The 19,177-nt window shown below is 72.3% G+C and carries 16 protein-coding genes and 2 pseudogenes; 9 read left to right on the top strand and 9 right to left on the bottom strand.

The genetic code is table 11. The features are described 5' to 3' along the window. The first annotated feature begins 67 nt into the window (after positions 1-67). Positions 68-874, top strand: a complete 807-nt coding sequence (locus IEY61_RS08360; protein ID WP_189042218.1) for an HAD family hydrolase — start codon at positions 68-70, stop codon at positions 872-874. A 90-nt stretch (positions 875-964) separates the two neighbouring features. Here IEY61_RS08360 and IEY61_RS08355 read toward each other — a convergent pair whose 3' ends face one another. Further along, positions 965-1,711, bottom strand: a complete 747-nt coding sequence (locus IEY61_RS08355; RefSeq protein WP_189042216.1) for a Fic family protein — start codon at positions 1,709-1,711, stop codon at positions 965-967. Positions 1,712-1,922: 211 nt separating this feature from the next. Here IEY61_RS08355 and acs point away from each other — a divergent pair, with 211 nt between their 5' ends. The 3 genes from acs (at position 1,923) to IEY61_RS08340 (ending at position 7,569) form a co-directional block, all read left to right on the top strand. Then, positions 1,923-3,917 (top strand): acetate--CoA ligase, encoded by a 1,995-nt coding sequence (gene acs, locus IEY61_RS08350; RefSeq protein WP_189042214.1) that lies wholly within the window; start codon positions 1,923-1,925, stop codon positions 3,915-3,917. Between the two features lie 235 nt (positions 3,918-4,152). Beyond that, positions 4,153-6,558, top strand: coding sequence for an immune inhibitor A domain-containing protein (locus IEY61_RS08345; RefSeq protein WP_189042495.1), 2,406 nt, complete (start codon positions 4,153-4,155; stop codon positions 6,556-6,558). A gap of 78 nt (positions 6,559-6,636) precedes the next feature. Then, positions 6,637-7,569, top strand: a complete 933-nt coding sequence (locus tag IEY61_RS08340) for an alpha/beta fold hydrolase (RefSeq protein WP_189042212.1) — start codon at positions 6,637-6,639, stop codon at positions 7,567-7,569. 7 nt (positions 7,570-7,576) lie between these two features. Here IEY61_RS08340 and IEY61_RS08335 read toward each other — a convergent pair whose 3' ends face one another. From IEY61_RS08335 to IEY61_RS08330, 3 genes and pseudogenes are all read right to left on the bottom strand, one after another. Next, entirely contained in the window at positions 7,577-7,942 is a 366-nt protein-coding gene (locus tag IEY61_RS08335) for a UCP033725 family protein (protein ID WP_189042210.1), read from the bottom strand. Then, positions 7,939-8,418 (bottom strand): annotated as a pseudogene (locus IEY61_RS32285) (SseB family protein); the annotation flags it as partial. The pseudogene IEY61_RS32285 and the gene IEY61_RS08335, both read right to left, overlap by 4 nt. A gap of 69 nt (positions 8,419-8,487) precedes the next feature. Beyond that, positions 8,488-10,641, bottom strand: a pseudogene (locus IEY61_RS08330) (SseB family protein); the annotation flags it as partial. Between the two features lie 152 nt (positions 10,642-10,793). On the opposite strand from IEY61_RS08330, the gene mycP reads away from it, so the two are divergent. Further along, a complete protein-coding gene (gene mycP / locus IEY61_RS08325) occupies positions 10,794-12,002 on the top strand; it encodes a type VII secretion-associated serine protease mycosin (protein ID WP_189042205.1) in 1,209 nt (402 codons plus the stop codon). Between the two features lie 81 nt (positions 12,003-12,083). Here mycP and IEY61_RS08320 read toward each other — a convergent pair whose 3' ends face one another. Together IEY61_RS08320 and IEY61_RS08315 are read right to left on the bottom strand one after the other, a co-directional pair. Continuing rightward, the gene (locus tag IEY61_RS08320; RefSeq protein ID WP_189042203.1) at positions 12,084-12,377 is read right to left on the bottom strand and encodes a WXG100 family type VII secretion target; all 294 of its coding nucleotides are present in this window, start codon (positions 12,375-12,377) and stop codon (positions 12,084-12,086) included. A gap of 25 nt (positions 12,378-12,402) precedes the next feature. Next, positions 12,403-12,723: a WXG100 family type VII secretion target gene (locus IEY61_RS08315; protein WP_189042201.1), complete on the bottom strand. Its 321-nt coding sequence runs from the start codon at positions 12,721-12,723 to the stop codon at positions 12,403-12,405. 234 nt (positions 12,724-12,957) lie between these two features. Between IEY61_RS08315 and eccE the strand changes: the two genes are divergently transcribed. From eccE to rarD, 4 genes are all read left to right on the top strand, one after another. Further along, positions 12,958-14,787, top strand: a complete 1,830-nt coding sequence (gene eccE / locus IEY61_RS08310) for a type VII secretion protein EccE (RefSeq protein WP_229705761.1) — start codon at positions 12,958-12,960, stop codon at positions 14,785-14,787. A gap of 56 nt (positions 14,788-14,843) precedes the next feature. Next, positions 14,844-15,230 carry a phage holin family protein gene (locus IEY61_RS08305; RefSeq protein WP_189042199.1) on the top strand — a complete coding sequence of 129 codons (387 nt, stop codon included), beginning with the start codon at positions 14,844-14,846 and terminating at the stop codon, positions 15,228-15,230. 95 nt (positions 15,231-15,325) lie between these two features. Beyond that, positions 15,326-15,823, top strand: a complete 498-nt coding sequence (locus IEY61_RS08300) for a GNAT family N-acetyltransferase (protein ID WP_189042197.1) — start codon at positions 15,326-15,328, stop codon at positions 15,821-15,823. Next, positions 15,820-16,758 (top strand): EamA family transporter RarD, encoded by a 939-nt coding sequence (gene rarD, locus IEY61_RS08295; protein ID WP_189042195.1) that lies wholly within the window; start codon positions 15,820-15,822, stop codon positions 16,756-16,758. Before IEY61_RS08300 ends, rarD begins: the two co-directional genes overlap by 4 nt. A 31-nt stretch (positions 16,759-16,789) precedes the next feature. Here the strand turns inward: rarD and IEY61_RS08290 are convergent, their stop codons facing one another. The 3 genes from IEY61_RS08290 to IEY61_RS08280 form a co-directional block, all read right to left on the bottom strand. After that, positions 16,790-17,488 carry a zf-HC2 domain-containing protein gene (locus IEY61_RS08290; RefSeq protein ID WP_189042193.1) on the bottom strand — a complete coding sequence of 233 codons (699 nt, stop codon included), beginning with the start codon at positions 17,486-17,488 and terminating at the stop codon, positions 16,790-16,792. Next, positions 17,485-17,979: a sigma-70 family RNA polymerase sigma factor gene (locus IEY61_RS08285; protein ID WP_229705778.1), complete on the bottom strand. Its 495-nt coding sequence runs from the start codon at positions 17,977-17,979 to the stop codon at positions 17,485-17,487. Before IEY61_RS08285 ends, IEY61_RS08290 begins: the two co-directional genes overlap by 4 nt. Before the next feature lie 414 nt (positions 17,980-18,393). After that, positions 18,394-19,176: an IclR family transcriptional regulator gene (locus tag IEY61_RS08280; protein WP_189042191.1), complete on the bottom strand. Its 783-nt coding sequence runs from the start codon at positions 19,174-19,176 to the stop codon at positions 18,394-18,396. Position 19,177 lies beyond the last annotated feature (1 nt).

Below are 19,177 nucleotides of genomic sequence, written 5' to 3'. Positions count from 1 at the left end.
AGGTTCGAGCGGTCTTCGGCCCCCGGGCACCCGCCGACGATAGACCATCGGGCTAGACTTTCGCGCCGTGGGCCGAAGTGCCGCTTTCTTCGATCTCGACAAGACCGTGATCGCCAAGTCGAGCGCCTTGGCGTTCGGTCGGCCGTTCTACCGGGACGGCCTCATCACCCGGCGAGACGTGGTCAAGTCGGCGTACGCGCAGCTGATGTTCCGGCTGGGCGGCACCGACGAGCAGACCATGGCCCGGACCCGGGACTACCTTGCCACGCTCTGCAAGGGGTGGCAGGTGGAGCAGGTCCGTCAGATCGTCGCGGAGACGCTGCACGAGCTGATCAACCCTTACGTGTACGCCGAGGCCGCCGCCCTGATCGAGGAGCACCAGGCCGCCGGCCGGGACGTCGTCCTGGTCTCCGCCTCGGGTGAGGAGATGGTGCGCCCGATCGGCGCGTTGCTCGGCATCACCGACGTGATCGCCACCCGGATGGGTGTGCTGGACGGTCGGTACAACGGCGAGGTCGAGTTCTACGCGGCCGGCCCGCGCAAGGTCGAGGCGGTCAGCGAGCTCGCCATCGAGCGCGGGTACGACCTGGCCGACTCGTACGCGTACTCCGACTCGTACAGTGATCGGCCGTTGCTGGAGTGCGTGGGTCATCCGACGGTGGTCAACCCGGACCGGCAGCTGCGCAGGTTGGCCGTCGAGAACGCCTGGCCGGTGCTGGAGTTCCGGCACCCGGTCCCGCTGGGTCGGCGGCTGCGGGAACGGCCCGCCGTTCCGGTCGCCGCAGCCGCGCTCGGGGTGGGCGTCGGGGTGGCGATCGGCATCGCCTGGTACGGCCGCCATCGCCGGACCCGTGCCAGCACCGCCCCGGCCTGAGCGTCCACCGCCGGCCGTCGTACTCGCCTCGCCGCAGCCGGCACCAGGACGGTGCCGGCGCCTACCCGCGCTCCGAGTTGCGGCGGGCCGTCAGGTGGTGGCCAGCACCTCGTCGCCGATCACCTTGAGCTGGTCGGCGCCCACCTCGACGGCGGCCATGTAGTGGCGCAGCCAGGACCGCAGCCCGTCCGGGGTGCCGGTGGCGAAGGCACCGGCCGCACCGACGTACTCCGGTTCACGCTCGCGGTGGCCGACGTCGACAGCGAGCAGCCCACGCGGGTCGAACCCGCTGGAGAGCAACACCAGGCGGGCCGCGCCCCGGGCCACCACGCCGGAGGGCCCGGCGAACGGGCGTAGGTTCAGCAGTTCCCCGTGTACGACGGCGGCCAGCACCAGCGGGGTGACCGTGGTGCCGCCGGCCACCAGCCCGGCCAGGCCGTCCAGCCGGGCGGCGACCACCGGATCGTCGACCGGTCGGCCCAGCTCGGCGTCGGTGACCAGGTCCCGGGCGGCGAGTACGTGCAGTTTCGCCAGTGCCTGCCGGGGGGCCTTCGGCCAGAGGTCGCTCAGCCCGGGCAGCGCCCCGGCGACCCGTAGGGCGCCCTGGAGCACCGGCTCGGTGACGGTGCCGGCGCGTACCGCCTCCCGCTCGTGGATCCGGCCTTCCAGGGCGGCGCTGGCCACCGCGGAGCGCAGGCTGACCTCGGCGACGACCTCGCCCCCGTGCCGGCGCAGCGCGCGGTGGCCGAGCGCCTGGTCGAAGCGGGTGCGGGCCTGCTCGACGGCGTCGGCGACGTCGGCGAGGGCGAGCAGCGGCGCGAGCGGGTCGTTCGTCACCCCGTCACGCTAGCGACGCCGGCGTTGCGGTGTTAACAAGGGGCCCTTCCTCTACCGGAGGCGTTAATAAGGGGCCCTTCCTTACATCTCGGCGCGTGGGAGGGGCCGTTGGGCGCTGGGGGCTGGTGGGTTCGGTCGCTTCGGTCGTTCGCCCCGGCTAACCTGCCCGGAAGAGACGCAGGCCACCCCCCGAGCGACGAGGAGTAACGGCATGAGTGAGGCATTGGCCAACTTGCTGAACGAGACGCGCCAGTTCCCACCGCCGGCCGAACTCGCCGCTGACGCCAACGTCACCGTCGACGCGTACGCCGAGGCCGCGGCCGACCGGCTGGCCTTCTGGGAGCGCCAGGCCGGGCGGCTGAGTTGGGCGAAGCAGTGGGACCAGGTGTTGGACTGGTCGACTCCGCCGTTCGCGAAGTGGTTCGTCGGCGGGCAGCTGAACGTGGCTTACAACTGTCTCGACCGGCACATCGAGGCCGGCCGGGGCGACAAGGTGGCGATCCACTGGGAGGGCGAGCCCGGTGACACCCGCACCGTGACGTACGCCGAGCTGCACCGGCTGACCTGCCAGGCGGCGAACGCCCTCACCGACCTCGGGGTGGTCGCCGGTGACCGGGTGGCGATCTACCTGCCGATGATCCCGGAGGCGGCGGTCGCGATGCTGGCCTGCGCCCGGATCGGCGCGACGCACAGCGTGGTGTTCGGTGGGTTCTCCAGCGAGTCGCTGACCAACCGGATCCAGGACGCCTCGGCCAAGGTGGTGATCACCGCCGACGGTGGCTACCGGCGGGGCAAGCCGTCCGCGCTGAAGCCGACGGTGGACGAGGCGGTGGCGAACTGCCCGTCGATCGAGCACGTCCTGGTGGTCCGGCGCACCGGCGAGGAGGTCGCCTGGTCGGAGAAGGACCGCTGGTGGCACGAGACGGTGGAGACGGCGTCGGCCGAGCACACCCCGGCGGCGTTCGACGCCGAGCACCCGCTGTTCATCCTCTACACCAGCGGCACCACCGCCCGCCCGAAGGGCATCCTGCACACCACCGGCGGCTACCTGGCCCAGGTGGCGTACACCGCGCACGCGGTCTTCGACCTGAAGCCGGAGACCGACGTCTACTGGTGCACCGCCGACATCGGCTGGGTCACCGGCCACTCGTACATCGTGTACGGCCCACTGGCCAACGGCGCCACCCAGGTGATGTACGAGGGCACCCCGGACACCCCGCACAAGGGTCGGCTCTGGGAGCTCGTCGACAAGTACCGGGTCACCATCCTCTACACCGCGCCCACCCTGATCCGGACGATGATGAAGTGGGGTGAGGAGATCCCCGCCGGGTACGAGTTGTCCTCGCTGCGGCTGTTGGGCAGTGTCGGCGAACCGATCAACCCCGAGGCGTGGATGTGGTACCGGCAGCACGTCGGCCACGGCGAACTGCCCGTGGTGGACACCTGGTGGCAGACCGAGACCGGCGCGATCATGATCTCGCCGCTGCCGGGTGTCACGGCCGCCAAGCCGGGCTCGGCGATGGCCCCGCTGCCCGGCGTCGACGCCGACGTGGTCGACGACCAGGGCCAGTCGGTGCCGAACGGCGGCGGTGGCTACCTGGTGCTGCGTGAGCCGTGGCCGTCGATGCTGCGGACGGTCTGGGGCGACGACAACCGGTTCCTCGAGACGTACTGGTCGCGCTTTGGCGCGGGCGCGGGTGGCGCCACCGGCGGGGAGTGGGTCTACTTCGCCGGGGACGGGGCGAAGAAGGACGACGACGGGCACATCTGGCTGCTCGGCCGGGTCGACGACGTGATGCTGGTGTCGGGGCACAACATCTCCACCACGGAGGTGGAGTCGGCGCTGGTGTCGCACCCGTCGGTGGCGGAGGCGGCGGTGGTCGGCGCCACCGACCCGACCACCGGCCAGGCGATCGTCGCCTTCGCCATTCCGCGTGGCAGCGCGGAGATCTCCGGGGAGGCGGGCGAGCAGCTCATCGCCGACCTGCGGGCCCACGTGGCGAGGACGCTCGGGCCGATCGCCAAGCCCCGACAGATCATGCTGGTGCCGGAGCTGCCGAAGACCCGGTCGGGCAAGATCATGCGTCGCCTGCTGCGGGACGTGGCGGAGAACCGGTCGCTGGGCGACGTGACGACGTTGCAGGACTCGTCCGTGATGGAGTTGATCGCGTCCGGCATGAGCGGCGGCAAGTCCGACGAGGACTGACGGCAGGCGTACCACCGGTACGGGTGGCGGTCCACACGGACCGCCACCCGTCGTCGTTTCGGCGCGGCCCCGCCACGAAGAGACCCTCATCAAATCGACGCAGACCCCTTCCCACCGGCCCCGGTAGTGCCTAGGTTCACCAGTGGCCCCATTTTCGCGGAGGCCATTCCACCGGCCCACAACCCCCGATGGGTCGGTTCCCTCGATCCGGAGGTACCACGTGCGGAAAGTCGCAGTGGGTCTGCTCGGGCTCTCATTGACGGCGACCGGGCTGACGGTCGGCGCATCGGCCGCCGCCGCGCCGGTGGCCGAGTCGCCGACGGCCGTCCCGTCGGTCGCCGAGCCCGCCCACGCCGAACACGACCTGCCGAATCCGCTGGAGGAGAAGCGCCGCGCCCTGCGTCAGGAGGGTCTGAGCGAGGTGCTCTCAGGCCGCGCCACGGCGGAACGGATCAACGGCAGCACCGTGGTCAAGGTCGGCGACCGGGCCATCCGTGGCGGCAAGGCCGGTCGCGACGCCCGGACCACCAAACGCGGCAAAGGCCCCACCGAGAAGCAGTACGTCGAGCTGTCCCGGGAGAAGACCGACCAGATCTTCGTGATCCTCGCCGAGTTCGGCAACGAACGGCACCCGAACTTCCCCGACCGGGACACCGACCCCGAAGTGCCCGGCCCGGCGCGCTTCGACGGGCCGCTGCACAACGAGATCCCGAAGCCGGACCGCCGGGTGGACAACTCCACCGTCTGGCAGCCGAACTACGACGCCGACCACTACCGGAAGCTCTACTTCGGCACCGGGCCGGGCGTCGAGTCGGTGAAGCAGTACTACGAGGCCCAGTCCTCCGGCCGCTACAGCGTCGACGGTGTGGTCACCAACTGGGTCAGGGTCAACTACAACCAGGCCCGGTACGGCCGCTCCAGCGGCTACCCGTGTGAACAGATCATCTGCTCCAACGTGTGGGCGCTGGTGCGCGACGCGGCCAACCAGTGGGTCGCCGACCAGCGGGCCGCCGGCCGGACCGACGCGGAGATCGCCGCCGACGTGCGGGCGATGGACCGGTGGGACCGGTACGACCACGACGGTGACGGCGACTTCAACGAGCCGGACGGCTACATCGACCACTTCCAGATCGTGCACGCCGGCGGCGACATGGCCGACGGTGACCCGCTCTACGGCGAGGACGCCATCTGGAGCCACCGCTGGTACGCGTACGCCACCGACCAGGGTCGCACCGGCCCGGCGAACTTCCCGGCCGGCGGCACCCAGATCGGCAACACCGGTGTCTGGATCGGCGACTACACCATCCAGCCCGAGAACGGCGGGCGCAGCGTCTTCTACCACGAGTACGCCCACGACCTCGGCCTGCCCGACGACTACAACGTCATCAGCGGCGGCGACAACAACAACGAGCACTGGACCCTGATGGCCCAGAGCCGGCTCGGCGCCAAGAACGACGGCGGCATCGGCGAGCGCGGTGGCGACCTGGGCGCCTGGAACAAGCTCCAGCTCGGCTGGCTCGACTACGAGGTGATCCGGGCCGGGGAGAAGCGCACCCTGGTCCTCGGCCCGCAGGAGTACCACACCGAGGAGGCCCAGGCCGCCGTGGTGGTGCTGCCCGAGCGGGAGTACACCTTCGACAACGGCGCGCCGTTCGAGGGCGCCAGGCAGTTCTTCTCCGGCAACGCCGACGACCTGAACAGCACCCTGACCCGGTCGTTCGACCTGACCGGGAAGTCGTCGGCGGCAGTGTCGCTGAAGGGCCGCTACAGCATCGAGGAGGAGTACGACTACCTCTTCTTCGAGACCTCGACCGACGGTGGGCAGACCTGGACCCCACAGCCCGGCACGGTCGACGGTGAGCCGTTGAAGGAGATCTCCCCCGGCCGCTTCGCCCTGTACGGCAGCTCCGAGGACGAGTGGGTGGACATCCAGATCCCGCTGGACGCGGTGGTCGGCGACGTCGTCGGGTTCCGGCTGCGCTACCAGACCGACGGCGCGGTCTCCGAGGGCGGGTTCTTCGGTGACGCGATCACCCTGACCGCCGACGGCGAGACGGTCTTCACCGACGGCGCCGAGGACGGCGGGGCGGGCTGGATGCTGGCCGGCGGCTTCGAGGTGGTCGAGGAGAGTTACACGCGCAGCTTCGCGAACTACTACATCGCGGGCACCCGGCAGTACATCTCGTACGACAAGTACCTCAAGACCGGCCCGTACTTCTTCGGGTACGCCAACACCAAGCCGGACTACGTGGACCACTACCCGTACCAGGAGGGTCTGCTGATCTCGTACTGGAACACCCGGTGGGCGGAGAACGACACGTTCGCACACCCGGGCGAGGGCCGGAACCTGATCATCGACTCCCGCCCCCGGCCGATCTACAACCTGACCGGGCGGCCCTGGCGGGCCCGGATCCAGGTCTACGACGCGCCGTTCAGCCTGAAGAAGGCGGACTCCTTCACGCTGCACCTGAACAGCCAGCCGCAGCACATCCGCGGGCAGGCCGCGCAGCCGCTGTTCGACGACACGAAGCAGTACTGGTTCCCGGAGCTGCCGAACCACGGCGTCAAGCTCCCGGCCACCGGCACCAAGATCAAGGTGCTCGAACAGAAGGGCATCAACACCAAGGTCCGGTTCTCCTGAGCCGCTGAGCCAACCGAACGATGCTCCGGGCAGGTCACCTGCCCGGAGCATCGGCACGGGGGTCCTAGGCTGTCGGTCATGACCGAGCAGCGTGGCGACACCGTCGACGAGTCCTGCGTCCTCACCGAGGGGCCGTGGACGCACCGGTTCGTCGGCGCCAACGGCAGCCGGTTCCACGTCGTCGAGGCCGGCACCGGGCCGATGGTGCTCTTCCTGCACGGCTTCCCCGAGCACTGGTGGGCCTGGCACCAGATGCTCCCGGCGCTTGCCGACGCCGGCTTCCGCGCCGTCGCCGTCGACCTGCGGGGCTACGGGGCCAGCGACAAACCACCCCGGGGGTACGACGGCTACACGCTCGCCGCCGACGTGGCCGGCACGATCCGGGCCCTGGGCGAACGCTCGGCCACCCTGGTCGGCGCCGGCGCCGGCGGGATGATCGGCTGGACCGCAGCGGCTTTCCACCCCGCGCTGGTCCGCCGGCTGGTGGTACTCGGTGCCCCCCACCCGCTGCGGCTACGCGCGGCGATCTTCGCCGATCCGCGTGGACAGTTCGCCGCCTCCACACCCGCGCTGAGGTTCCAGCTGCCCCGCTACGAGCACGTCCTCACCCGCAACGAGGGCTGGGCGGTGGAGGAGATCCTGCGCCGCTGGGGTGGCCCTCGTTGGGTCGCCGGCCCGGAGTTCGCCGGGTACGCGCGGCGCTACCGGGAGGCCATGCGCATCCCGCAGGCCGCGTTCTGTGCCCTGGAGGGCTACCGGTGGGCGTTCCGGTCGGTGCTGCGGTTGCACGGCTACCGGTTCGTCAAGTTGATGCAGCGGCCGCTGGTCACCCCCACCCTGCAACTGCACGGCGCGCTGGACGAGGCCTCGTTGCCGCGTACCGCCCAGGGCTCGGGCCGCTACGTCAGCGCACCGTACGAGTGGCGGCTGCTCGACCAGATCGGGCACTTCCCGCACCTGGAGGCGCCGGAGCTGGTGCTGGGCGAGGTGCTGCGCTGGGCAAAATCCTGACGGCGGTTCAGATCCGCTGTTCCCGCAGGTCGGTGACCTCTGTGGCGGGGGCCCACCCCTGATAGACGCCGAAGTCGAAGGCTTCCAGGCGCATCGCCTGGGCGACCGGCCAGCGTCCACCGGTGTACTCGACCCGCAGCCAGCCCTCGTGCTCCCCGAGCACGATGAACGGTTCACCCTTCCAGGTGCAGGTCGTCCGGACGTACGCCAGTTCCTCGATCTCGGCGGCCGGCACGACCCGGACGTTCCGGCCGGGCCGCACCTCGGCGAAGCCGTCGCCCGGCTCCGGCCGGTAGAGCCGGACCTCGCCGCCGTCCGGGCTGGCATGGTATTCCCGGCCCCGCCAGCGGGCCACGTAGCCGTCACGCATCACTGCTCACCGGCCCGTCGCCAGGAAAGCGTGTCGGCGTCGAGGACGGCGACCAGGCGTTCCGTCCCGTCCGCGCCGAGGCGCAGCAACTGTGCGCCGTGCGGAAGCCGGACACTGTCCACCTTGAACTCCGCCAGGACATCGCTGCTCTCACCGGGCGCGAAGCCGTTGCCCCGGAACGGCGGGCGCTCGATGACCCAGCCCTCCATGGCCCGCATGGCGGCCTCGTTCTGCCCACCGTAGGGGATCCGGTAGAGGCTGGGCCGGTACGCAGGCCACCGCAGCACGTAGATCTCGTCGGCGTCCGAAGTGAACGGCGATTCCGGATGCTGCAGGCCGAGCGCGCGGTACAACTGGGCAGGGGTGGTGAGGTGGGCCAGCTCGGTCGCCCGGTGCACGAAACCGGAGACCCGGTCGTAGCCCCGTTCCAGGTAGTAGCCGAGTTGGCTCGGCGCGACCGCCTTCTGCATGACGATCGGCCGGGCGGGGTCAGCCACCGGTGCGGCCTTCTTCCGTTGGCCGCTTGACGGCGTCGGTGGGTCGATGCTCGGCTCGGGCTCGCTCTCCGGGTCGTCGCCCAGGCCCAACTCGGTCGCCCAGTTGGCCAGCCCGACGATCTGCTCACCGGGCAGCTTCGCCCCGACCGGCGTACCAGGGTTGACCGCGAACGACCACGACGGGTCGGGCCACCGGCGGATCAGCTGGACGAAGCGGACCTGGATCGTGTCGGCGTCCGGGTCGGTGTGGTCGGCGAAGCGCCGCGGCGAGGTGTAGCCCAGGACGAAGGTCTGGCCGTCCAGTTGTACGGCCGGCCAGACGAAGCCCGGGTCGCCGGGTCGGCTGCCCGGTGCGGAGTCGGCGGCCACCGGCATCAGGACCTGAGCCAGCAGCAGTGTGGACAGGAAGGTGTCGGTGTTTCCGGCGTTCGCCGCGCTGAGCAGTTCCTTCTCCACCTCGTTGGCCGGCTGGAAATCGGCCACGACGGCCGCCGGTGCCGCCGGCGCCGGCGCGGTGGGCTCCGCCTGGACGCCGACACGCGGCTCGGGGGCAACCTGCGAGATCGGCACGGTCGGCTCGGCCGGCACCCCGATGGACGACGGTGAGATCGGCACGGTCGGCTCCGCCGGCACCCCGATGGACGACGGTGAGATCGGCACGGTCCGCTCCGGCTCGACCGTCGGCACCGGCACGGTCCGCTCGGCGTCGGCCCCGGCGCCGCTGCCCAGCGGCACGTCGGCCTCGGGCGGATCCGTTCGGGTGTCCCTGGCGGGCGGGGGCGGGTGGTCCTCGAAGGGCGGTGTCGCGGTCAGGTCCCGGGCCTCGATGATGGTGCCCTCGATGACGATCGGCGTGAAACCACGCCGTGGCGCGGGCGGGCCGGAGACCGGCTCCGCGATCGACGGCGACTCCTCCGCAGGCTCCGTTGGTCGGCGGCGGGGCAGCGATTGGGTCGCCTCCGTGCCGGTGGGGTTCGCGCCCGGCAGGGCCGTCGGACCGACCTCGGGAGCCAGCCCCAGCGGACGGGTCGGCTCCGACGCGGAACCGGCCTGCGACGCCAGCGGCTGGGTGACCTCCCCGCCCGGCTGCGGTCGAGCTGCGGTGCCGGAGCGGTCGTCGTCGGTGAAGACGAAGGCTCGCGGCTCACCCGCGCCGGGCGGCCCCGCGGCCGACCCACGCCGTGGGAACGGCTGCCCGCTGCGCCCCAGCCGCGACGGTGGGGTGGCCCGATCGGCGAGCCGGTCGCCTCGGGGAGCGGGCCTTGCCGCCGCCGGTTCGAAGAACGATCGCCTGCCCACCTGGTCGACACCGGGCTCCGCGGGCCCCCCGTTGGCCGGCGGCCCGGATCGTTCGGGCGGGGCCGGCCACCCCTGCCCCGGAGAGGCAACCTCCTCGCCACGGGGCGGCATCGGCCGGCGCGGAGGCAGAGCACCCGGGCCGTCCGGCCGCACGCCGCCGACCGGAAGACCCACGCCGCCACGGTGACCCACCCCGGCAGCGCCCGGCGGAGCCGACCGGTCAACGCCGGCCGGCCGGGGGCTGGCGGGAGCGGTCCGGCCGGCGTCCGGTTGCCCGGGTGCCGAGCCGGCAGGCTGCGAGCGGTGCGGGTCGGCGAGCGTGCTCGGCGCCGGCAGGGGCACCTCGGGAAGATGGAAGGCCGCGGGGACCACCGGCGGCGGGCCCACATCGGCCGGTCGCTGGTCCGGTGCCCGGACCTCCGGGGCCCGCTGGGCGGCTGGTCCAGCCGTGCCGGCGGCACGCGACCGGTTCAGCGCCTCGACGCGTTCCAGGCGGGCCCGCGCGCCCACCGTCCGGCCGGGCAGCCGTACGTCGCCACGGGACAGTTGGGTGACGTACCAGGCAGGCAGGTAGCCCTCGACGGGCAGACCGGGATTGACCGCCAGCCACCATTCGTGATTCGGCCAGTTCGCGGCCAGCTCCGGGTAGCCGATGCGCCGGTTGGGCCCGGCGTGCTCACCGAGGCAGGCCCGTACCGCCTCGATGGAGGTGAACGCCAGCACGTGGGTGCGGCCACCGGTGGTCCAGGTGCCCCAACCCACCGGCGCGCGGCCCGGCACCTCGGCCGCGATCGGCAACAGCAGCTCGACACGGGACAAAATGCGGAAATAGAGCTGCTGATCGTTGCTGCGCAGCGCGTCCCGCATCGCCGCCTCGGCCTCGGTGGCCGGCTCCCAACTGGTCACGGCCACCCCTCCTCCCGGGCACAGGTCACAGGTGCCGGTTACAACCTACAAGGTGACCCTAAGATCACAATGTCACCCCGGCGGTGGGGCGCCGGGTGGCATTGGAGGAGATAACATCCCGTTCCGGTGTCGCCACGATACGGAGGCGGTCGATGTCCCGGTGCAGCGCTCGCCTGATCCTCACGGGTCTGGCCGTCGGTCTGCTGGCCGGCCCAACGGTCGGCACGCCAGAGCTGGCCGGGGCGAGGGCCGCGCCGCACTGCGCATCGTCACCACCAGCCCCGGTCCGGCCGATCTCCGCCGTCCCGTGGCCTCAGCAGCGGTACGCCCCGGAGCGGTTGTCGCCGCTGGCCACCGGCTCGGGAGTGACCGTGGCGGTGGTCGACTCGGGCGTGGACCGGCGGCACCCCCAGCTCGCCGGGCGGGTGCTGACCGGTGTCGACCTGCTCGATCCGGGCGGCGACGGGACCCTGGACTGTGTCGGCCACGGCACCGGGGTGGCGAGCGTCATCGCCGCCGCGCCGCAGGACGGGATCGCCTTCCGTGGGCTGGCCCCGGACGTCCGGATCCTGCCGGTGCGCGTCAGTGAGCAGCAGGTCGTGGACGGCCGCGGCGCGGGGCGTACGGTCGGACCGGACGACTTCGCCCGTGCGATCCGCTGGGCGGTGGAGAACGACGCCGACGTGCTGAACCTTTCCGTCGTGCTGTACGCCGACCATCCGGCGGTGCGGGCGGCGGTCGCCGACGCGGTCGCGCGGGACGTGGTGGTGGTCGCCGCCGCCGGGAACCTGCACGGCAGCGGTGACCCGCGTCCCTACCCGGCCGCGTACGACGGGGTGCTCGGGGTCGGCGCGGTGGGCGCGGACGGGGTTCGGGCCGACTTCTCCCAGGCCGGTTCCTACCTGGACCTGGTCGCCCCGGGCACGGACGTGCTGATCGCGGCTCCCGGCAGAGGCCATCACCGGGCCGAGGGGACCAGCTATGCGGCGCCCTTCGTGGCCGCCACCGCGGCGCTGCTGCGCCAGTATCGTCCCGAGCTGACCGCCGCGGAGGTGGCCACCCGGATCGTCGCCACCGCCGATCCGGCCCCCGACGGGGGGTACGGCGCGGGCGTACTCAACCCGTACCGGGCGGTCACCGAGGCCGGCGGCGTCCCGGCCCCCACCGGACCGGCCGCCGCACTCGCCGATGATCGGGTCGATCCGGCGCTGCTCGCACAGCAGGCCCGGCGGGCCAGCACCCGGCAGCGGGCGGTGTGGCTGGCCATCGCCGGTGTGCTGGTGGCAGTCGCCATCGCGCTGGCGGCCGTGATCGTGCCCGCCGGTGCCCGCCGGCGGTGGCGCCCCGCCGACCCGCGCTGAGCACGGCGGCCGGATCGGGTATCCCGCCGGCGCTTTCGATCGATGGTGGACGGACGCCGGCCGAGGGCGGCCGGCGTCCGATCACTGGAACAGCCCGACGTTCTTCTTCTCGGTGTCGAGATAGTCGGCCGCGGACTCGTCCACCGCCACCTTGATGTCGCGCAGCATCGCCTGGAGATCCTGCGAGGCGTTGCGCCACCGGGCCTGCCGCTGCTCGTACGCCTGCTGCGCCTCGCCGGACCAGGTGGCCACCAGCGGGGCGGCGTCGCGCTCCAGTTGGCCGAGCTGCGACTCGAGCGTGTTCAACGCCCGCTGGATGTCCGCGCTGGCCTGCTGCAGCGCGGCGAAGTTGACGACCAGCACACCGTGCTCCATCGGATGTCTCCCCCTCAGTTGTGGTCTAGAGCGGCAGCTGGATGCCGCCGCGGTTGGTGGCGGACACCCGACTGGCCGCCTCGGCGTCCGACGCGTCGTAGTGGGTGCCGGCAGTCCGGATCGCGCCCGCGGTCTCCCGCAGCGCCTGCTGCAGGCTCGCCTGATCCTGCGCCCACTGTTGCTTGACCTGCTCGAACGAGCGGCCGCCCGCTCCGCGCCAGGCCTGCTGGAGGACCTCCAGTTGGGCCAACAATCCGCTGAGCATCGACTGCAACGACTGGTCCACCTGCTCGAACTTCACCGCGGTCTGCTGCATCACCGCGGCCTCTGCCTGGGTCTGGGACACCCCGACGTCACCTCGTCTCTCGATCGTGGCTGGCCCTGCGGTGGGGGTGCACCACCCACGACGCCGGAGGACGAGCGCGACGTGGGACGGGCCAACGAGAACTCGTCGCTGACGGTAGCGGCGTTGTCGCATTTCTGCTACCCCCTCGGCCTCCCCTGTGGACAACGCTTCCAGGAGCGCCGCTACCATGTGCGTCAGCGAGGTTGCGGCGGGTGATCGGGGCGAGGAGGAGCGGTGGCGACGACCGACACCCCGACCCGCCCGGCGACGGCCCCACCCACGGCGCCGCCCAACCCGCCACCCTCGACCGGGCAGCGGATCCCGGCGGCACAGCGGCGGCACGGTGACCACTGGCCGGTTCGCCGGCCGAGGGCCGGGCAGGTCGCCACCGCCCAGGTGGCGCTGGCCGCGCTCGTCGCCACAGTCGGCCGGGGTGCGCTGCCGACGCTGGCGGCGGCCCTGTCGGCGGCGCTGCTGCTCGCCCTGGCCTGGTGCCGGATCCGGCAACGGTGGCTGTACGAGTGGCTGGGCATCGGCCTGGGCTACCTGACCCGCCGACGCGCGATCACTGTGGACGCCGGGCCGAGGGCACTGCTCGACCTGGTGCACCCGGGCGGTGTGCTCCGCTCCGTGGAGCTGGCCGGGTCCCCGGTCGTGCTGCTCGACGACCCGGATGGCCTGGTGGCGCTGCTGGAGATCGGTGATCCGGCCGACCTGCTCGGTGACGGGGCACGGCAGCTACCGTCCCCGGCCGCTCTGCTGCCGGCGAGCGCCGAGCCGGCCCCGTCCGTGGGGGTTCAGCTGGTGCTGGCCGCCGCGGCGGCCCCGGCGGTCGGCGTCGGGGGCGGTCCGGCGGCCACCTCGTACCGGCAGCTCACCGACGGGCGTCTGGCCGGCTGGGAACGGGCGGTGCTGGCCGTACGGGTGTCCCGGATGGAGGGTTGGCCGGAGGAGGCGCTGCGGCAGGTTCTCGCCGGCACCGTACGCCGGCTCGTCCGCCGACTGGCACCGGTGACCGTCCGACCCCTGGGCGAGGAACCGGCGCTGCGGATACTCGCCGAGTTCGCCCATCACGACGGGCAAGAAGTGCGGGAGTCCTGGCAGGCCGTCCGGTCCGGCGGGTTGTTGCAGACCACCTTCCGGCTACGGAAGTGGCCGACAGCGGACGCCGCACCCCGACTGGTGCCCCGGCTGCTGGCCTTGCCGGCGACCACGACCACGGTGTCGCTGCACGCCGGGACCGACCGGCCGACGTCGATCGGGCTGACCGTACGCCTCAGCGCGGTGACCGCTGCGGAGCTGTCCGCTGCCGCCCAGGCGTTACGCCGGGTGGTGGCAACCGGTGGCGGCGCGGTGGAGCGCCTCGACGGGGCGCACCTGGCCGGCCTCGCCGCCACCCTGCCGCTGGCCCGGTCCGGGACGAGCCCGATCCCCGGCCCGGCGGAGCTGGTGCTGCCACACGGGTCGGCCGGGCTGATGCTGGGCGCCAACCGGCACGGCAACGCCGTGACCGTCCGGCTGTTCCGGCCGGTGGGCACCCGGGTGATGCTCGTCGGCGGGCTACCCGCCGCCCAACTGGTGGCAATGCGCACGCTGGCGCTCGGCGCCCGGGTGATCGTCCAGACCACCCGGCCACACGCCTGGGAACCGTTCGTCCGCGCGATGAGCAGGCCGGGCAGGACGATCCCGCTGCTCCCGCCGGGGCGACCGGTGCCGGCTGAGCCGGTGACGCCGCTGGCCCCGCTGCTCGTGGTGCTGGACGCGCCGCCACCGACCGGTCCACGGCCGGGCGTCGCCTGGCAGACCACCCTGCTGGTACGCGACAAACTCACCCCGGCCGACGCCGACGCGCTGGGCCGGGCCGACCTGGCGGTGCTCCAGCCGTTGAGCCAGGCGGAGGCGGCCATCGCCGGAACCGCGCTGGGGCTCGGCGAGTCCGCGCAGTGGCTGACCCGGATCCGGCACGACATGGTGGCCGTGGTGAATCGGCGGGCCCTGCGCTGGGCGATGCTCGCCGGCACCCCCATCGAGGCACAGCTGATCGGCCGCCCGTCCCGGCGTTGACCAGCCGGCGATCGCGCGGGTTCCGCCAGTAGTCCGGCCATGACACCATGCCCGCCATGGGTTTTCTGAAAGGTCTACTGATCCGGATCGGTGCCACCGCGGTGGCCTTCTGGCTGGCCACACTGGTCATTCCCGGCATCTCGCTCGACACGGAATCGGTCAGCGAGACGGTGCTGACGCTGGTCCTCGTCGCGATCATCTTCGGGGTGGTCAACGGGGTGCTCCAGCCGATCATCAAGACCGTCGGGTGCGGCTTCTACCTGCTCACCCTCGGCCTGATCGCAATCGTGGTCAACGGCCTGCTCTTCCTGCTCACCGGCTGGATCGCCGACCAGGTGGGGCTCCCGTTCGACGTGGACGGCTTCTGGCCGGCCGCCGTGCTGGGCGCGCTCTTCGTCGGTGTCGTCACCTGGATCCTCGGCGCTGTCCTCGACCGCGACTGACCGCCCGGCATCCTGCCGCAACGGGCTCCTCGTCGAGATCCGCGAGGGTGGTTGCCGTTCCACGGGGCGGCAACCACCCCGGTAGCGTAAAGCCGGTGTTCACCCGAAGTCGCGACGACGGTTACACGATCAGCATCGACCCGGACCTGCTCGACCTGGATCTGGTGCACCACTGGCTCGCCACCGACGCGTACTGGGCGCTCGGGCGGGACCGCGAAACGGTGCGGACGGCGTTCGCCGGCTCGATCGGCTTCGGCGTGTACCGCCCAGTGGACGGCAGACAGGTCGCCGTCGCCCGGGTGATCACCGATCGGGCCACCTTCGGCTACCTCTGCGACGTCTACGTCGACCGCGCCGAGCGGGGTCGCGGGCTGGGCACCTGGCTGGCCGGCACGGTCCGCGACCACCTGGCCGCTCTGGGCGTACGCCGGCTGCTGCTGGCCACCGTCGACGCGCACGGGGTGTACGCGAAAGTCGGCTTCGGACCGGTACGCGCCGAGCACTGGATGGAACTCGACCGGCGCACCCCGGCCGTGAGCCCGCTCACCGGCAAGGATCAGCCGACAAGCCAGCCCCTTAGCGTGGAGCCGTGACCCCGCTCCGCCTCGGATACCTCTACGGCCTCGGTGCGTACCTGCTCTGGGGGTTCTTCCCGCTCTACTTCAAGCTGCTCCGCCCGGCCGGTCCGCTGGAGATCCTGGCCCACCGGGTGGTCTGGTCGGTCGCGTTCGTCGCCCTGCTGCTGGCCGCGATGCGCAACATCGGTTTTCTGCGGACGCTGGGACGCCGGCCGCGTGTCCTGGCCGGGATCGGCGCCGCCGCCGCCCTGATCGGGCTCAACTGGTTCACCTACATCTACGGCGTCAACTCCGACCGGGTGGTGGAGACCGCTCTCGGGTACTTCATCAATCCGCTGGTGGTGGTCCTGCTCGGGGTGCTGGTGCTGCGCGAACGGCTGCGTCCCGCGCAGTGGGTCGCACTGGGCGTCGGCGCGCTGGCGGTGGCCGTGCTGACCGTCGACTACGGCCAGCTGCCGTACCTCGCGCTGACGCTGGCCTTCAGTTTCGGCGGGTACAGCCTGGTGAAGAAGCGGCTCGGCCTGCCCGCCGCCGAGGGCCTGTTCGTCGAGTCGGCCGTACTGGCCCTGCCCGCGCTGGCGTACCTCGGCTGGCTCACGGCGACCGGCGACGTCGCCTTCGGCCACGTCTCGGCCGGGCACACGGCGCTGCTGGTGCTGGCCGGCGCGATGACCGCCATCCCGCTGCTGCTCTTCGCCGGCGCCGCCAACCGGCTTCCGCTGACCGCCCTGGGGATGATCCAGTACGTGACCCCGGTCCTCCAGCTGGGCTGGGGGGTGCTCATCTTCCACGAGCCGATGCCGCCGGCCCGCCTGGCCGGTTTCGCTCTGGTCTGGCTCGCTCTGATCGTCTTCACCGCCGACGCCGTCCGGCACGCCCGGCTCTCCCGCCGCGCGCGCCTGGCCGCCGCCCTCGTCACCGCACCGGACGCGCTACCCACTCCCCGCTGATGCAAGCCGGGTGCCCCCGGCCGGCAGCGGATCAGCGGACGTCGTAGGCGAGGACGGGCGTGCCGTCGGCACGGATCAGTTCCAGGCGAACCAGCTCGGCGTTGGTGAACTGGGTCGCCGCGGTGATCCGCAGGTCGTCGCCGGGAGCGGCCCGCCACGAGCCGAGCTGCTCCGTCCTGCCGTCCGCGGCATGCGCCACCAGCCGGAAGGCGTGCGCCTTGCCGTAGCCGGCCCGCTCGTCGTACCCACAGTGCATGGTCACCTCGGTGCCCCAGTCGGTGCCCCGGAAGCCGATCTCGGCGTGCACCGGCACCACCCCGGCCACCGGTTCCATCTCGACCATCAGCAGCTGGGCCACCGGCGGCGGCGTGGCCGGCTGCTCGCCGGGCAGCACCGTGGCCACGCCGAAGCCGACGATCAACGCGAACGCGGCCGCCGCCAGGCCGGTGACCGCGTACCGCAGGCGGTGGGCCTGCCGCTCGCGGCGCCGGCGTTCGCGCGCGGTGTTGAGCAGCTCGGGCACCCGGGGGTTCTCCGGTGGCGGGAGGAACTGCTCCAGGCTGTCCGGATCCAGCCGGCCGAGCAGGCCGGGCAGTACCGCGATCTCGGATACCGACTGCTGGCAGGCGGGGCAGTCGGCGAGGTGCCGTTCGTAGGCCGCCCGGTCGGCGGGCGAGAGGGCGCCCAGCACGTACGCCCCGTCGTCGTACGCGAAGTCGCAGCGGCTCATCCGGTCACCCCCATCTCGGCCAGGACCAACCGTAGTGAGCGCAGGGCGTAGTGCGTCCGGGACTTCACCGTGCCCGGCGGCACGCCGAGCCGGGAAGCCGCCTCGGCCACCGATCGTCCCTGGTAGAAGCACTCGACCAGGACATCTCGATGGGACGGGCTGAGCCGGTTGAGCGCCTCGGCGACGGTCCACGCCTCGACGGCGCGTTCGGTCTCGTCGACCACCTCCGGTGGCTCGGGCAGCTCGTCGGTGTAGACCTCGCCGACGCGGGTCGAGCGCCGCCGCCAGGCGTCGATGGCGAGGTTGCGCGCCGTGGTGAAGAGCCAGGCGCGCACCGAGCCCCGACGGGGGTCGAGCGACTCCGGATGCCGCCAGGCCCGCAGCAGCGTCTCCTGCACCAGGTCCTCGGCCCGCTGCCGGTCACCGTTGACCAGCCGCAGGGCGTGCGCGTACAGCGCCTCGCCGTGCTCGTCGTGCAGGGCGCGCAGCAGGTGGGCGTCGTTGTCGCTGATGGTCCTCTCCTCGCTCTCGCGTGAGCGGGCGCGGCGTTACGACCAGTGATACGTGCGGTCACGCCGATCGGTTCAGCCCCAGCTCGACCTCGGCATCCCAGCGGGGGGTTCACCGCCGGTTCAGATCGGGGCACTTCTACCGCTGCTGGGCACCCCCCGCCCGCCACGGCAGTCGCGACGCCTGGACACCTTCGTGGTGCCCAACGGCTACGACCACGCCGTGCTGATCCGGTGGGGTGACCCCCTGGGGCACGGTGCTCTCCGGCGACGAGCGCTTCGACTACCTCTACAAGTTCGTCTCGGACAGCCACCTGGCGGCTGGACGGCGGACCGATCGGTAGCTGACCCGGCGACCGGACGGCCCTCTCCCCACCGGGGAGAGGGCCGTCGTGTTCAGCTCTCCGCGGCCAAACAGTCGGCGAGGGTACGGGCCACGGCGAGCAGTTTCGTCCGGACCACCCGGGCGGTGGTCATCATCTCGCTGGCCGGTAGCGCGCAGGCCAGCACCGTCCGCCGTTCCATCTCCTTGTCCGGGCTGATCAGCACCGCGGCACAGGCCACCCCTTGCCGGTACTGGCCCATCTCCAACTGCATCCCGCGCCGCTCCCCCGCGGCCAGGTCGGCCTCGAACGCCTCCGGGCTGGTCAGGGTGGCGCTGGTGAACGGGCGCATGCCGTAGTCGCGCAGGTAGCGGTGGCGCTGCTCGGCGGTGAGCGTGGCGAGCAGGGCCTTGCCCAGCGCGGTCGCGTGCGCCCCCTCGTCGAACCCGGGGACGAGTTCCTCCAGGTGCGGCGAGCGGTTTCCCTCCGCCACGGCGGTGATCGCCACCTGGCCACCCACGAACCGGCCGAGGTAGTGGCTCCAACCGGTCTCCAGGGCCGTCCGGCGCAGGTTCTCCCCGATCGCGGGCGAACCACGGAACGCGGCGACCAGTTCGCGGTAGCGGTCGGCGACCTCCAGGCCCACGATGTACGTGCCGTCCTCCCGGCGGATCACATAGCCCTCGTACGCGAGGGTGCGGACCAGGTGGTACGTGGTCGCCACGGTCAGCTCGCACCGCCGGGCGATCTGCTTCACCGTGAGCCCACGGGGGGCACGACCGACCGACTCGAGCACTCGCAGTGCGCGGGAGACGCTCCGGATCAGATCCGAAGGTTCCGCCAGGGGGTCACGCACA

It is taken from the genome of Micromonospora sonchi (assembly GCF_014646235.1).
Lineage (GTDB): Bacteria > Actinomycetota > Actinomycetes > Mycobacteriales > Micromonosporaceae > Micromonospora > Micromonospora sonchi.
The sequence above is the reverse complement of the archived record's forward strand: the minus strand, read 5'-3'. Positions and strand labels throughout refer to the sequence as shown.